Source organism: Streptomyces sp. NPDC040718 (assembly GCF_055593565.1).
Genome location: NZ_JBVIXO010000016.1, coordinates 121277 through 134108 on the forward strand (window position 1 = coordinate 121277; position 12832 = coordinate 134108).

Annotated in this window: 13 protein-coding genes and 1 tRNA gene; 5 read left to right on the forward strand and 9 right to left on the reverse strand. The window is 72.5% G+C overall.

Features of this window, described 5'->3' with window-relative positions:
- Positions 1–5 precede the first annotated feature (5 nt).
- A complete protein-coding gene (locus ACZ597_RS30285; protein WP_471336744.1) occupies positions 6–617 on the forward strand; it encodes a TetR/AcrR family transcriptional regulator in 612 nt (203 codons plus the stop codon).
- Here the strand turns inward: ACZ597_RS30285 and ACZ597_RS30290 are convergent.
- The 7 genes from ACZ597_RS30290 to ACZ597_RS30320 all read right to left on the reverse strand — a co-directional run bounded on the left by ACZ597_RS30290 (position 614) and on the right by ACZ597_RS30320 (position 5694).
- Positions 614–1852, reverse strand: a complete 1239-nt coding sequence (locus ACZ597_RS30290) for an acyl-CoA dehydrogenase family protein (RefSeq protein WP_471336747.1) — start codon at positions 1850–1852, stop codon at positions 614–616. The two genes, ACZ597_RS30285 and ACZ597_RS30290, sit on opposite strands and share 4 nt — an antisense overlap.
- Positions 1853–1865: 13 nt before the next feature.
- Positions 1866–2891 carry a phosphotransferase family protein gene (locus ACZ597_RS30295; protein ID WP_471336750.1) on the reverse strand — a complete coding sequence of 342 codons (1026 nt, stop codon included), beginning with the start codon at positions 2889–2891 and terminating at the stop codon, positions 1866–1868.
- A gap of 122 nt (positions 2892–3013) precedes the next feature.
- Positions 3014–3925 (reverse strand): MBL fold metallo-hydrolase, encoded by a 912-nt coding sequence (locus tag ACZ597_RS30300; protein WP_471336753.1) that lies wholly within the window; start codon positions 3923–3925, stop codon positions 3014–3016.
- Positions 3926–4002: 77 nt separating this feature from the next.
- Positions 4003–4299, reverse strand: coding sequence for a hypothetical protein (locus ACZ597_RS30305; RefSeq protein WP_471336756.1), 297 nt, complete (start codon positions 4297–4299; stop codon positions 4003–4005).
- An 83-nt stretch (positions 4300–4382) separates the two neighbouring features.
- Complete coding sequence (locus ACZ597_RS30310; protein WP_471336759.1) at positions 4383–4703, reverse strand: DUF202 domain-containing protein; 321 nt, start codon at positions 4701–4703, stop codon at positions 4383–4385.
- Positions 4700–5098: a YidH family protein gene (locus tag ACZ597_RS30315; protein WP_471336762.1), complete on the reverse strand. Its 399-nt coding sequence runs from the start codon at positions 5096–5098 to the stop codon at positions 4700–4702. The genes ACZ597_RS30310 and ACZ597_RS30315 overlap by 4 nt, the downstream gene beginning before the upstream one ends.
- 20 nt (positions 5099–5118) lie before the next feature.
- On the reverse strand, positions 5119–5694 hold the full coding sequence (locus ACZ597_RS30320) for an NUDIX hydrolase (protein WP_471336764.1): 576 nt from the start codon (positions 5692–5694) through the stop codon (positions 5119–5121).
- An 87-nt stretch (positions 5695–5781) separates the two neighbouring features.
- Here ACZ597_RS30320 and ACZ597_RS30325 point away from each other — a divergent pair, with 87 nt between their 5' ends.
- Positions 5782–7437 carry an FAD-binding dehydrogenase gene (locus ACZ597_RS30325; RefSeq protein ID WP_471336767.1) on the forward strand — a complete coding sequence of 552 codons (1656 nt, stop codon included), beginning with the start codon at positions 5782–5784 and terminating at the stop codon, positions 7435–7437.
- 22 nt (positions 7438–7459) lie between these two features.
- On the opposite strand, the gene ACZ597_RS30330 is transcribed toward ACZ597_RS30325, so the two are convergent.
- Positions 7460–7879 (reverse strand): ASCH domain-containing protein, encoded by a 420-nt coding sequence (locus ACZ597_RS30330; protein ID WP_471336770.1) that lies wholly within the window; start codon positions 7877–7879, stop codon positions 7460–7462.
- A gap of 297 nt (positions 7880–8176) precedes the next feature.
- Between ACZ597_RS30330 and ACZ597_RS30335 the strand changes: the two genes are divergently transcribed.
- The 3 genes from ACZ597_RS30335 (at position 8177) to ACZ597_RS30345 (ending at position 12369) form a co-directional block, all read left to right on the forward strand.
- Positions 8177–9127, forward strand: coding sequence for a hypothetical protein (locus ACZ597_RS30335; protein ID WP_471336773.1), 951 nt, complete (start codon positions 8177–8179; stop codon positions 9125–9127).
- 26 nt (positions 9128–9153) lie between these two features.
- The gene (locus tag ACZ597_RS30340) at positions 9154–10704 is read left to right on the forward strand and encodes an APC family permease (protein WP_471336776.1); all 1551 of its coding nucleotides are present in this window, start codon (positions 9154–9156) and stop codon (positions 10702–10704) included.
- A gap of 222 nt (positions 10705–10926) precedes the next feature.
- Positions 10927–12369, forward strand: a complete 1443-nt coding sequence (locus ACZ597_RS30345) for an amino acid permease (protein WP_471336779.1) — start codon at positions 10927–10929, stop codon at positions 12367–12369.
- A 129-nt stretch (positions 12370–12498) separates the two neighbouring features.
- Here ACZ597_RS30345 and ACZ597_RS30350 read toward each other — a convergent pair.
- Positions 12499–12583, reverse strand: a tRNA-Leu gene (locus tag ACZ597_RS30350).
- Between the last annotated feature and the right edge of the window lie 249 nt (positions 12584–12832).

Consider the following 12832-nt stretch of genomic DNA (forward strand, 5'->3'; position numbering starts at 1 on the left):
GCACCATGGCCGCCAGGACCACCGAGGGCCCCGAGGACGGAAACCGGGAGACCCCGGTGCCGCAGCGGCTGCTCGCCGTCGCCACCAGGCTCTTCGCCGAACGCGGCTACGACCGCACCTCAGTCCAGGAGATCGTCGAGGCGGCCGGGGTGACCAAGGGGGCGCTCTACCACTACTTCGGCTCCAAGGACGACCTGCTGCACGAGGTGTACGCGCGCATGCTGCGCCTCCAGCAGCAGCGGCTCGACGCCGTGGCCGGATCCGACGCCCCCGTCGAGGAGCGGCTGCGGGCCGCCGCCGCCGACGTCGTGGTCACCACCATCGAGAACCTCGACGACGCCATGATCTTCTTCCGGTCGATGCACCAGCTCAGCCCGGAGAAGTACAAGCAGGTACGGGCGGAGCGCCGGCGCTACCACGAGCGGTTCCGGGCACTGGTCGAGGAGGGCATGCGCAGCGGGGTCTTCGCCACGGCCACGCCGGCCGACCTGGTGGTGGACTACTACTTCGGCTCCGTCCACCACCTGTCCACCTGGTACCGCACGGACGGCCCGCTCACCCCGCACCAGGTCGCCGACCACCTCGCCGACCTCCTCCTCCGCTCCCTCCGCCCCTAGGCCCGGCGGTACGGCTTGAGCTCGCGGTGCGCCAGCGAGCGCTGGTGCACCTCGTCCGGGCCGTCCGCCAGCCGCAGCGTGCGCGCGGCCGCCCACAGTTCGGCGAGCGGGAAGTCCTGGCTGACCCCGCCCGCGCCGTGCAGTTGCACCGCCTGGTCCAGGATCCCCACGACCGCGCGCGGGGTGGCGATCTTGATGGCCTGGATCTCGGTGTGCGCGCCCCGGTTGCCGACCGTGTCCATCAGCCAGGCCGTCTTCAGCACCAGCAGCCGCAGCTGCTCGATGGTGACCCGGGCGTCCGCGATCCAGTTCTGCACGACCCCCTGCGCGGCCAGCTCCTTTCCGAAGGCCGTACGTGCCACCGCGCGCCGGCACATCAGCTCGACGGCCCGCTCCGCCATCCCGATCAGCCGCATGCAGTGGTGGATGCGGCCCGGCCCGAGCCGCGCCTGGGCGATGGCGAAGCCGGCGCCCTCGCCGCCGATCAGGTTCCCCGCCGGGACCCGGGCCCCGTCGAAGACCACCTCGGCGTGGCCGCCGTGGTCGTGGTCCGCGTACCCGTACACCGTCATCGCCCGGCGCACCTCCACGCCCGGGGTGTCGCGCGGAACCAGGACCATCGACTGCCGGCGGCGCGGATCGGCGCCGTCCGGGTCGGTCTTGCCCATCACGATGAAGACCTTGCAGTCCGGGTTCATCGCCCCGGAGATGTACCACTTGCGCCCCGTGACCACGTACGAGTCGCCGTCCCGCTCGATGCGCGTCTCGATGTTCGACGCGTCCGAGGAGGCCACCTCGGGCTCGGTCATCGCGAAGGCGGAGCGGATCTCCCCGGCCAGCAGCGGCTCCAGCCACTGCTTCCGCTGCGCCTCGTCGCCGAACTGCGCGAGCAGCTCCATGTTCCCGGTGTCCGGGGCGGCGCAGTTGGTCGCCATCGGCGCCAGGTGCGGGCTGCGGCCGGTGATCTCGGCCAACGGGGCGTACTGGAGGTTGGTCAGCCCCGCGCCGTACTCCCCGTCCGGCAAGCCCTGCTGGTCTACGAAGAACAGGTTCCACAGCCCCTGACGGCGCGCCTCGGCCTTCAGCTCACCGAAGACGGCCGGGGTGTCCCAGGGCGAGGCCAGCCGTGCGCGCTGCTCGGCGGCGACGGTTTCCGCCGGGTAGACGTACTCCTCCATGAACGCGAGCAGCCGCCCGCGGAGTTCCTCGGTCCGGGTGTCGAATGCGAAATCCATGGCGCTCTGCTCCTCAGCCTTCCTGGAGGGTGGTCAGTCCGTGCTCGATGAAGACCGGGACCAGCTCGCCGATCCGGTCGAAGCCCGCCCCGACCGTCTGCCCGAGCGTGTACCGGTAGTGGATGCCTTCGAGGATCACGGCGAGCTTGAACCAGGCGAAGGCCGTGTACCAGGCGATCGCCCCGGTGTCCCGCCCCGATCGGGCGGCGTACCGCTCGACCAGCTCGGCGGGGGCCGGATGGCCCGGCGCACCGCTCGTCGTGCTGACCGGGGAATCGGCGAGGCCCAGGTCGGAGCTGTACATCACCAGCAGGCCCAGGTCGGTCAACGGGTCGCCGAGCGTGGACATCTCCCAGTCCAGGACCGCCCGGACGGTGTCCCGCGGCCCGCCGATCAGGACGTTGTCCAGCCGGAAGTCCCCGTGCACCACGGTCGGCGCGGGAGAGCCGGGCAGCGCCCGCCCCAGCGCCCCGTGCAGTTCGTCGATCCCGGCGAGCTCCCGGCCGCGGGAGGCCGCGAGCTGCTTGCCCCAGCGGCGAAGCTGCCGGTCCAGGAACCCCTCGGGCCGGCCGAAGCCGCCCAGACCCACCGCCTCCGCGTCCACCGCGTGCAGGTCGACCAGGGTGTCCACCAGGCCCAGCACCGCCCGCCGGGTGCGCTCGGGGCCGAGCTCCGCGAGCTGTCCGGCGGTCCGGTACGGGACCCCGTCCACGTGCTCCATGACGTAGAACGGCGCCCCCAGCACCTCCTCGCCCTCGCACAGCAGCAGCGGCTCGGGCACCGGTACGGCCGTCCCGTGCAGGGCCGAGATCACCCGGTGCTCGCGCCGCATGTCGTGCGCGGTGGCCAGCACGTGGCCCAGCGGCGGGCGCCGCACCACCCAGCGGGAGGTGCCGTCGGTGACCGCGTACGTCAGGTTCGACCGGCCCCCCTCGATCAGCCGGCCGCTCAGCGGCCCCGCCGTGAGCCCGGGCCGTGCGGCGTCGAGATGGCCGCGCAGCCTCCGCAGATCGAGGCCTCGGGGATCGGCTGGGCTCATGGGGCGCGCCTCCGTACGGGGTCGACGACGGGATTCTCGGTCCGGGAGCCATCATGCCGACCAGTCGGTATGCCGTCCATAGGGGTGGCCGAAAGAACTCCCTCCGGCCGGCCCCTCTCAGCTCACGCGTGGCACAGGATCGGCGTCCCGCCGTTCATCACCGTCATGTCCCGCAGCACCGCGAGGATGTCCAGCGGCGCCCCCTCCGGCTCCCCGGCCAGCTCGGCGTAGGCCCGGTGCAGGTTCGCCACCAGCCGCTCGCTCTCCCGCCAGGCCGCGAACTCGCCCAGGTCGGCCCGGCACGCCGCCTCCAGCGGGGTGAGGCCCTCCTCCCGGCCCTCCCGGGCCAGCTCGGCCACGTACCGCAGGTAGCGCTCGGTCGCGTCGTACGCCGAGGCGTCGGTCAGCGGCCCGTGGCCCGGTACGACGGTCTCCGCGCCCAGCGAGCGCAGCAGCTCCAGCGCCCGCAGCGAGCCGGCGAGGGAGCCCATCGCGAGGAACGGGGTGCCGCCGGCGAAGACCAGGTCGCCGGTGAACACCACCCGCTGCCGGGGCAGCCACACGACCGAGTCCCCGGTGGTGTGGGCGACGCCCGGGTGGATCACCCGCACCTCGGTGTCGCCGACGTGCAGCGTCAGCCGGTCGGCGTACGTGAGGTCGGGCGCGGTGATCTCTATCGCCCCGAAGTCGGTCGCGGGCCAGATCAACTCCAGCTGGTGCCCGGCGGCGAGCTGCTCGGCGCGCGCGTTGTCGTGGCCCACGATCACGGCCTCGGGGGCGAAGGCGGCGTTGCCGTAGGTGTGGTCTCCGTGGTGGTGGGTGTTGACCACGGTGCGGGGGAGCGGCGCCCCGGACGCCACGACGGCCCCGCGCAGGGCCAGCGCGCGCCGCTCGGTCGCGGCGGTGTCGACGAGCAGGGTGCGCCCGCCGTCGCTGATCCAGCCGGCGTTGTTCAGGCACCAGCCCCCGTCGGGCTGGACGTAGGCGTACACCCCGGCCGCGGGCTGGACGACGTACGGCTCTTCGACGGTCATGGACGCTCTCCCCGGGTCGCTGTGACAGGCGGTCGGCATCCTGTCAGCCGGGGTCGCGGCCCGGGAGAGCGGGGTCGTCAGTGGTCGTCGTAGTGGCCGTCGTGCTGGGCGTGCCGGTGACCGTCGTGCAGGTAGTCCAGGTGGTCGCCGTGCGGGACCGCGTCGTGCCCGCAGCCCTCGCCGTGCTCGTGGTCGTGCTCCTCGTGCGGGGCGTGCCCGGAGGTCTCGCACTCGTCCCAGTGCCCCGAATGCTGCCGGTGCAGGTGGCCGTCGTGCGCGTAGTCCAGGTGGTCGCCGTGCTCGACCGCCGTGTGCCCGCAGCCGGGGCCGTGCTCGTGGGCGTGCGTGGGGTGTTCCTGGTGCAGGGTCGTCATGCGGTCGAGGCTAGACCGCAACGCCCCGGAACGCCCGTTGTGTCCCCGTGGCGCGACACTGTCCTGATCATCGGACGAGCGGCTCAGACGATGACCGCCATCGCGAACACCGCCAGGCCCACCGAACACAGCACCGCCCCCAGCGCCACCCGGGGCGAGAGCGCCGGCGGCCGGGCCCCGGCCAGCTCGCGCACCCGCCGATGCGCCACCCACAGGAAGGCCACCCAGATCAGCGCGATCACCGCCGTCCCGGCCACCTCCACCCGCGAGCCGGTCCCGTGCAGGGCCTGCCGCAGCGCCAGCACCGCCGTGACCGAGCAGGCCAGCGTGGTGCGCCGCCACGCCAGCCGCGTCCGCTCGGGCTGAAGTCCCGCGTCGCGGGCCGCCGCACCGGGACGGGTCACCGTCCGGCCGTCCAGCCCAGCAGTACGACCACCACCATCGCCGCGGCCACCAGGCCCACGCCCAGGCTCAGCACCACCGGGAACCGCGACACCGGCAGGTCCTCGCCCCGCCGCATGGCCCGCTCGCACCGCACCCAGTGGTTCACGGCCCGCAGCGCGCACGCCCCGCCCACCGCCAGCAGCGCGAAGGCCATCCCGACCCGCACGCCCCACCGCAGGTCGGGCAGGAACTGGTTCACCGCGAACCCGCCGCCCACCAGCGCCAGCGCGGTCCGTATCCAGGCGAGGAAGGTCCGCTCGTTGGCGAGGGAGAAGCGGTAGTCCGGCGTCTCGCCCTCGTCCCGCACCCGCTCCGGTGCGAACCAGAGCCGCACGTCCTTGACGAAGTCGATCACGTGGCCAATTTACGTCCCCGTCACGGACCCGGCGCGGGCTGGGTCCCGCCCTCCCCGTGGGCACCGCCCTCCGGGAAGATCCCGCCCTCCCGGAAGGCGCGCAGCCGTCTGTACGCCTCCAGCCCGTCCGGCACCCACGCCCAGTCCCCGCCCGCGACCCGCCGGTCCAGCTCCTCCTGCGGCAGCCAGGTGTGCCAGTCCACCTCCGAGGCCTGCGGGGCCACCGGCAGGGTGCACCGCACCTCGTGCACGTACGACCACCAGCCGCCGCCCGGCCCCTCGTAGAGGAACTTGAACAGCGGCTCCGGCCTCGGCAGCCCGCTCACCCCGAGCTCCTCCCCGGCCTCCCGCAGCGCGGCGTCCGCGTACTCCTCCCCGGCGCCCAGCACCCCGCCCACGAACATGTCGTAGTGCGAGGGGAAGACCAGCTTCGACGCGGTCCGGCGGTGCACGAAGACCCGCCCCTCCGCGTCCCTGGCCAGCACGAACACGCACCGGTGGAGCAGTCCCCGGCGGTACACCTCGCCCCGGGGCGCCCGCCCGACGACCCGGTCGTCCCGGTCCACCACGTCCAGTACCTCGTCAGCGGGATCCATGGACCCATCCAACCACCGCTGTTGACTGGTTACCGCTCCGTAGCAAAGGATCTGCCCCACCACCGACGGACCGGAGGACCGGCAGGCATGACGTACGACGCTGACGTGATCGTGATCGGAGCGGGCCTCGCGGGCCTCGTGGCCACCGCCGAGCTCGTCGACGCGGGCCGGAAGGTGATCCTCCTCGACCAGGAGCCGGAGCAGTCGATCGGCGGCCAGGCGCACTGGTCCTTCGGCGGGCTGTTCTTCGTGGACTCGCCCGAGCAGCGCCGCATGCGCATCAAGGACAGCCGTGAGCTCGCCCTCCAGGACTGGCTCGGCACCGCCGGGTTCGACCGGGAGGAGGACGCCTGGCCGCGCCGCTGGGCCGAGGCGTACGTGGACTTCGCGGCCGGCGAGAAGCGGTCCTGGCTGCACTCCCGCGGGGTGCGCTTCTTCCCGGTGGTGGGCTGGGCCGAACGGGGAGGCTACGACGCCAACGGCCACGGCAACTCCGTGCCCCGCTTCCACATCACCTGGGGCACCGGCCCCGGCCTGCTGGAGCCCTTCGTACGGCGGGTCCGCGCCGGGGCGGCCCGCGGGCTGGTCCGGTTCGCCTTCCGCCACCGGGTCACCGGCCTGTCGGCCACCGCCGGCGCCGTGGACACCGTCACCGGCGAGGTGCTGGCCCCCTCGGACGCCGTACGCGGCACCGCGAGCAGCCGCGAGGCGGCCGGCGCGTTCAGCCTGCGGGCCCAGGCGGTGATCGTGACCAGCGGCGGCATCGGCGGCAACCACGACCTCGTGCGGGCGCAGTGGCCCGACCGGCTCGGCACCCCGCCCGCGCGGATGCTGTCCGGGGTCCCCGCGCACGTGGACGGACTGATGCTGGGCATCACCGAGGCCGCCGGGGCCAGCCACATCAACAAGGACCGGATGTGGCACTACACCGAGGGCATCGAGAACTGGAACCCCATCTGGGCGCGGCACGGCATCCGCATCCTGCCCGGCCCCTCCTCGCTGTGGCTCGACGCCGCCGGCAAGCGGCTGCCCGTACCGCTCTTCCCCGGCTTCGACACCCTCGGCACCCTCGACCACATCATGCGGACCGGCCACGAACACACCTGGTTCGTGCTCAACCAGCGCATCATCGGCAAGGAGTTCGGCCTCTCCGGCTCCGAGCAGAACCCGGACCTGACGGGGAAGTCCGTCCGCGAGGTGATCAACCGGGCCCGGCAGGCCGTCCCCGGCCCGGTCAAGGCCTTCATGGACCACGGCGCGGACTTCATCGTGGAGCGGGACCTGTCGGCGATGGTCCGCCGGATGAACGAGCTGACCAAGGAGGACCTCCTCGACGAGGCCGCGGTCCGCCGCGAGATCACCGCCCGCGACCGCGAGATCGCCAACCCCTTCACCAAGGACCTCCAGGTGACGGCGATCCACGGGGCGCGCAGGTACCTCGGCGACAAGCTGATCCGCACCGCCGCCCCGCACCGCATCCTGGACCCCGCGGCGGGCCCGCTGATCGCCGTCCGGCTCTCGATCCTGACCCGCAAGTCGCTGGGCGGCCTGGAGACCGACCTGTCCTCCCGCGTCCTGACCCCCTCCGGCGATCCCCTGCCCGGTGTCTACGCGGCCGGCGAGGCAGCGGGCTTCGGCGGCGGGGGCGTCCACGGCTACCGCGCGCTGGAGGGCACCTTCCTGGGCGGCTGCGTCTTCTCGGGCCGTGCCGCCGGCCGCGCGGCGGCCCGGGCCGTCGGCTAGGGCTGGGTCCGCGGGACAGCCCCTAGTCCGGGACCACCCTGAAACGCTCCGCCACGACGAGGGTGTCGTCGTCGACCGTGAAGGCCGGATCGCCCAGCCATTCGCGATGCGGCTCGCCGTGCCAGAAGTCCTCGTGCGCGGAGCGCCATTCGGCCACCGAGGCGAAACCCTCGCCCTCGTCCAGCGCGTGGCGCAGGTCGACCTCGGCCAGCCGCAGCACCCGGACGTCCGTGATCTCCAGGACGACCAGCGGCTGCTCGTCGGAGTCGACCAGCACCACGCGCTCCCCCGGCCGGGGCACCGGCTCGCCCTCGGTCTCGTACCCCTTGAGCAGGCCCGTCGTCGTGGTCTTGGCGCCGCTCAGCACGGCGGCGGTCAGGGTGTCGCGCAGTTCCCCGGGAAAGCCCATCTCGAAGGGGCGCAGACCGTCGTAGCTCGTCATGCGCCCACCCTAAGGACCGTAGTCGCAGGTGACACCCGCATTTCGAACCGTCGCTTGCGTCCCAACTCGCCCCTTCTGCTCACCAGTTGAAACGCGCCACCCAGTGGACCGGACCTTGACGCGGAGCTGTGCCTACCGGTTTGCTGTGCGTGATCATCCGGATTGACCACCGGCACGATCAAGCCGCGCTGTCGGCACCCCACGCGTACCACCCGAACCGACCGCCCCACCCGTGCCCCCGTGCGCGCACCCGCGCACGCAGTCCACCCGCGCCCGCGTCCTGGAGGGAACCCGCGGATGTCCCCGCCTCCGCCGCCCCTCGGCCGCGCCCGCAAGCGGGACGCCCAGCTCTTCGACCCCGCCCTGTGCGACTCCGAGCTCGTCGGCGTCCGGAGCCAGTTCACCCAGGGCCGCTGGGCCAAGGCCCGTACCCTCCTCGTCGCCACCGGCGACGACTGGGACCGCCGGGGCCACCGCCTCGTCGTCCTCGCCGAGACCCCGGCCGCCACCGCCTGGGCCGGCGAATGGCTGCTCGCCGAACCCGACAGCGCCGACGCCGCCACCCTCCTCGCCTGCGCCGCCGTCTTCACCGCCCTGCGCGGCAAGGGCAGCCCCGGGGCCGCCGACGAGGCCTGCCGCCGCGCCGCCGCGCTGCTCCCCGCCGACCCCACCCCCTGGCTCGGCCTCCTCATGCTCGCCCGCGCCTTCGGTACCGAGGAGGAGTTCAGCCGCCACTTCGACCAGGTCCGGGCGCGCCACCGCGAGCACCACCACGCCCACCACCTCATGGTCGCCAAGCTCGCCGAACGAGCCCCCGCCTCCGGCCACGACCCGCTCCACGAGGTCTACGACTTCGCCGCCTGGGCCGCCGAGGAATCCCCGGCCGACTCCCCGCTCGCCGTACTCCCCGTGATCGCCCACGCCGAGCGCTTCCGCGTCCTCGCCGCCGCCCGCGGCAGCGCCACCGGTGAAGCCGCCGCCGAGCACTGGACCGGCCGCCGCGCCCGCCAGGTGCTGCGCTCCGCCTTCGACTGGTGGCTGGAGTGGGAGCGCGAGGACCACCCCCGCAACCGGGTCGACCTCAACTTCCTGGCGCACGCCAAGCTCTGCGAAGGCCGCCCCGCGGAAGCGGCCGCCCTCTTCCACCGCATCGGCAGCCATGCCACCCGCGCCCCCTGGTCCTACCCGGACCGCGATCCGCACAAGGCCTTCCTCGCCGCGCGCGGTGCCGCGCTCGGCACCGCGTGACCAGTCACCCCCGAAAGGACCCTGCCATGCCGACGGGCAGATCCACCACGCTCCCAGCCGACTCCGCGGCCGAGATCCGCACGTACAAGGGCCAGGACCGCGCCCTGCGTGCCGACCGGCTCGGCACCGCCGGACTGCTGCTCTCCGTCCTCGCCGCAAGCGCGCCCCTGATGGTCGTCGCAGGTGTCATGCCCACGATCTTCGGGGTCATGGGCATCGTCGGCCAGCCGCTGCTCTTCGTCATCCTCGGCGTCGTCCTCGCCCTGTTCGGCATCGGCTACGCCGAGATGAGCCGGCACGTCCACAACGCCGGCGCCTTCTACGCCTACATCGCCCGCGGCCTCGGTCCCACCGCAGGCGCCTCCGCCTCCCTGGTCGCCCTCGTCGCCTACAGCGCCATGCAGGTCGGCGTCTACGGCATCCTCGGCTTCGAGATATCCGGCCTCTTCGCCACCTACCTGGACACCCAGGTCGCCTGGTGGATCCCCGCCCTGATCGCGGTCGCCGCCACCGGCGCCCTCGGCTGGCTCAAGATCGACCTGAACGCCAAGGTGCTCGGCGTCCTGCTCCTCATCGAGTGCGCCCTCGTCGTCGTCTTCGACGCCGCCGCCCTCGGCAAGCCCGGCCCCGAAGGCCTCTCCCTGGACGCCTTCGACCCCGCCACCCTCGGCGGCGCCGGCCTCGGCACCGCGCTGTGCTTCTGCATCGCCGCCTTCGTCGGCTTCGAGCAGTCCCCGGTCTACGCCGAGGAGACCAGCAAGCCGCACATCGTCGTCTCCCGCGTGATGTTCCTCGCCATCGGCTTCGTCGCCCTCTTCTTCGCCCTCAGCGCCTGGGCCCTCTCGGTCGCCACCGGTCCCGCCGGGATCGTGAAGGCCTCCGCGGAGGCCGGTCCGGGCCTGCTCTTCGAGCTCACCCAGAGCCGCCTCGGCTCCGCCTTCACCGACGTCCTGCACGTGCTCTTCGTCACCGGCATGTTCGCGGCCATGCTCAGCTTCCACAACGTGGTCGCCCGCTACGCCTTCGCGATGGGCCGCGAGGGCCTGCTGCCCGCCCGCTTCGGCCGCACCAACCCGGGCACCGGCGCCCCCGCCACCGGCTCCCTCCTGCAGACCGTCGTCGCCGCCGTGGTCGTCCTCGTCTTCGCCGTCACCGACTCCGCGCCGGCCGGTGACCCCACCGCCCCCGTCCTGCACCTGTTCACCTGGATGGGCAGCGTCGGCGCCCTCGGCGTGACCGTCCTGATGGCCGCGGCCTCCTTCGCCGTCATCGCCTTCTTCGTCCGGCGCGGCACCGCCGGCGCCCAGATCCGGCGGCTCGTCGCCGCGGGCCTGGCCGGCCTCGCCCTGGTCGGCATCGCCCTCTACACGGTCAAGGACTTCGCCGTCCTGGTCGGTGCCGAGGAAGGCTCCGCGCTGAGCTGGGCGCTGCCCGCGATCATCGCCGTCGCCGCCGTGGGCGGACTGGTCCACGGGCTGCTGCTGAAGTCCCGCCGCCCCGAGGTCCACGCCCGGATCGGCCTGGGCAACGAGGCCTTCCGCCTCGACCAGGCCGCGGACGCCGCCCCGAGCGCCTGACGGCTCGCAGCCCTCGTATTCGTACCCCTGGGAAGCCCCCGGAGACCGTTTCCATGGTCGCCGGGGGCTTCCGCGTTCGGTGGCCGATTTTGGCGGGTAGCGGAGGCACGTGGTCTCCTATGGCGACAAAATCACCGGTACCGCGATACGGGGGACACCACCCAGCTCCCCCGCGCGCGGCTGCCGGACCTGCCTGACCGAACCACGAAGGCGAAGTCCTACATGAGTGATCGCACCTTGACCGAGGCCACCGCCAAGGCGTCGTCCCACCGTCCTGTCGACGCCGGTGACGAGGGTTACAGCAAGGACCTCAAGTCCCGCCACATCAACATGATCGCCATCGGCGGCGCGATAGGCACCGGCCTGTTCCTCGGTGCCGGAGGCCGCATCGCCGGCGCCGGCCCCTCCCTGGCCATCGCCTACGCGGTGTGCGGCGTCTTCGCCTTCTTCGTGGTCCGGGCCCTCGGCGAGCTGGTCCTCTACCGTCCGTCCTCCGGCGCGTTCGTCTCGTACGCGCGCGAGTTCATGGGGGAGAAGGGCGCCTACACGGCGGGCTGGCTGTACTTCCTCAACTGGTCCACGACCACCGTGGCCGACATCACCGCCGCCGCGACCTACGCGCACTTCTGGTCGATGTTCACCGACGTCCCCCAGTGGGTCCTCGCCTTCATCGCCCTGGCCGTGGTCCTCACCGCGAACCTGATCTCGGTGAAGTACTTCGGCGAGATGGAGTTCTGGTTCTCCCTGGTCAAGGTCGCCGCCCTGGTGATCTTCCTGCTCGTCGGCATCTACCTCGTCGCCACCAGCCACGACATCGGCGGCAACACCCCGGGCCTCGCCAACATCACCGACAACGGCGGCCTCTTCCCCTCCGGCGTCCTGCCGATGCTCCTGGTCATCCAGGGCGTGGTCTTCGCGTACGCCTCCGTCGAGCTCTGCGGCGTCGCCGCCGGCGAGACCGAGAACCCCGAGAAGATCATGCCGAAGGCGATCAACTCGATCATGTGGCGCGTGGGCATCTTCTACGTGGGCTCCGTGGTCCTGCTGGCCCTGCTGCTCCCGTACACCGCGTACTCGGCCGACCAGAGCCCCTTCGTCACCGTCTTCGACAAGCTCGGCATCCCCGGCGCCGCCGGCGTCATGAACCTGGTCGTCCTGACCGCGGCCCTGTCCAGCCTGAACTCCGGCCTCTACTCCACCGGCCGGATCCTGCGCTCGATGGCCATGTCGGGCTCCGCCCCCAAGTTCACCGGCGTCATGAACAAGGGCAAGGTCCCCTACGGCGGTGTGCTCTTCACGGCCGCCTTCGGCGTCGCGGGCGTCGGCCTGAACTACTGGATGCCCGGTGAGGCCTTCGAGATCGTCCTCAACCTGGCCTCCATCGGCATCCTGGGCACCTGGGCCATGGTCATGCTCTGCTCGCTGTTCTTCTGGCACCGCTCCAAGAACGGCCTGGTCGAGCGCCCGTCCTACCGCCTGCCCTGGGCCCCGTACACGCAGATCGTGACCCTGGTCTTCCTGGTCGCGGTCCTGGTCCTGATGTGGAGCGACGGCGGCGTCGGCCGCACCACGGTCATGTTCCTCCCGGCGATCGCCGCCGCCCTCGTCGGCGGCTGGTTCCTGGTCCGCCGCCGCGTGGCCGAGCTCGCGGCCGCCAACGACTGATCCGGCCGGCCCGTACGCGAGGGGCCCCCGGGCCGGGATCCGAGATCCCGGCCCGGGGGCCCCTTACGCGGTGCCGCGTTCCCCGGGGGAACGAAGAAGGACCCCGCCGTAGCGGGGTCCTTCTGTTTGTGTCCGAGGGGGGACTTGAACCCCCACGCCCGATAAAGGGCACTAGCACCTCAAGCTAGCGCGTCTGCCATTCCGCCACCCGGACAGGGTGTGCGCCTCACGTTCCTCGCGGCCCGTTGCGACGTGGAAAACATTACCAAACATTCCGGGGTGGCCGGTCCACGCCCTTCCCGCCCCGGGAACCCCCACCCGAGAGGTCTCCGGGAAGGTCCCGGGGGAACGAAGAAGGACCCCGCCGCAGCGGGGTCCTTCTGTTTGTGTCCGAGGGGGGACTTGAACCCCCACGCCCGATAAAGGGCACTAGCACCTCAAGCTAGCGCGTCTGCCATTCCGC

Coding starts and splice junctions, on each gene's coding strand:
- ACZ597_RS30285 (WP_471336744.1), top strand. CDS start 6: ATGGCCGCCAGGACCACCGAGGGCCCCGAGGACGGAAACCGGGAGACC.
- ACZ597_RS30290 (WP_471336747.1), bottom strand. CDS start 1,852: ATGGATTTCGCATTCGACACCCGGACCGAGGAACTCCGCGGGCGGCTG.
- ACZ597_RS30295 (WP_471336750.1), bottom strand. CDS start 2,891: ATGAGCCCAGCCGATCCCCGAGGCCTCGATCTGCGGAGGCTGCGCGGC.
- ACZ597_RS30300 (WP_471336753.1), bottom strand. CDS start 3,925: ATGACCGTCGAAGAGCCGTACGTCGTCCAGCCCGCGGCCGGGGTGTAC.
- ACZ597_RS30305 (WP_471336756.1), bottom strand. CDS start 4,299: ATGACGACCCTGCACCAGGAACACCCCACGCACGCCCACGAGCACGGC.
- ACZ597_RS30320 (WP_471336764.1), bottom strand. CDS start 5,694: ATGGATCCCGCTGACGAGGTACTGGACGTGGTGGACCGGGACGACCGG.
- ACZ597_RS30325 (WP_471336767.1), top strand. CDS start 5,782: ATGACGTACGACGCTGACGTGATCGTGATCGGAGCGGGCCTCGCGGGC.
- ACZ597_RS30330 (WP_471336770.1), bottom strand. CDS start 7,879: ATGACGAGCTACGACGGTCTGCGCCCCTTCGAGATGGGCTTTCCCGGG.
- ACZ597_RS30335 (WP_471336773.1), top strand. CDS start 8,177: ATGTCCCCGCCTCCGCCGCCCCTCGGCCGCGCCCGCAAGCGGGACGCC.
- ACZ597_RS30340 (WP_471336776.1), top strand. CDS start 9,154: ATGCCGACGGGCAGATCCACCACGCTCCCAGCCGACTCCGCGGCCGAG.
- ACZ597_RS30345 (WP_471336779.1), top strand. CDS start 10,927: ATGAGTGATCGCACCTTGACCGAGGCCACCGCCAAGGCGTCGTCCCAC.